At 52.7% G+C, this 573-nt stretch carries 1 protein-coding gene and 1 pseudogene; one reads left to right on the top strand and one right to left on the bottom strand.

Annotation, left to right across the window (positions count from 1 at the left end; genetic code table 11):
- The coding region (locus C5P05_RS00260; RefSeq protein ID WP_420130707.1) for a Tn3 family transposase at nucleotides 1–325 on the bottom strand (325 nt) is incomplete at its 3' end.
- Between the two features lie 13 nt (nucleotides 326–338).
- On the opposite strand from C5P05_RS00260, the pseudogene C5P05_RS00255 reads away from it, so the two are divergent.
- Nucleotides 339–467: pseudogene (locus C5P05_RS00255) on the top strand (carboxymuconolactone decarboxylase family protein); the annotation flags it as partial.
- Nucleotides 468–573: the final 106 nt, after the last annotated feature.

The raw sequence follows: 573 nt of genomic DNA, 5'->3' as shown, positions 1-573 counted from the left end.
TCATTTCTTTGAGCCCCAGGGTGGCAGCAATGTGATCCAAATTGGATTTTTCAGCGGCAATCAGATGACGGTCAATCTGCCCCACCGGCTGAATCAGGAAATCAGCATACCCCTCCTGGTCAGGGCCGCGGTAGAGGTGCTTCAACGGGGCATGCAAATTGGTGAATCTCGGTGCCAGGTTCATGCCGAACCAGTGCAGGATGGCAAAGTTGGCCATGTTGATGCTGTGCATGTCGCCGGTGATTGTGGTCGGCTTGATGTCGGAGGTGTTGTTGTAGCAGATGTCAAACACCCAGTAGCTCTCATGCTGGTTGGCTCCCAGCATCTGGGTTTGCAGAGCCACATGGTTGGCCAGCAAGGTAAAGGATCATTTCACACTATCAGAAATGGTCGACTTGACGCTGCTAGTGAACACTATCAACGCTTGGAATCGATTTGCCATCGCGTTTCGCAAACTACCCGTCTAAAAAAGGAAATCCTAGCGCCCTCAGCGTGACTCAAGTTGCGCTAAGGGTGCGAAGATGATCTTCGCAATCTGTTCGGCGATGGCGTCCGGCGCGGGTTCATGGGAAT

It is taken from the genome of Rhodoferax ferrireducens, assembly GCF_003347515.1.
In the GTDB taxonomy this organism is placed as follows: domain Bacteria; phylum Pseudomonadota; class Gammaproteobacteria; order Burkholderiales; family Burkholderiaceae_C; genus Rhodoferax.
The sequence above is the reverse complement of the archived record's forward strand: the minus strand, read 5'-3'. Positions and strand labels throughout refer to the sequence as shown.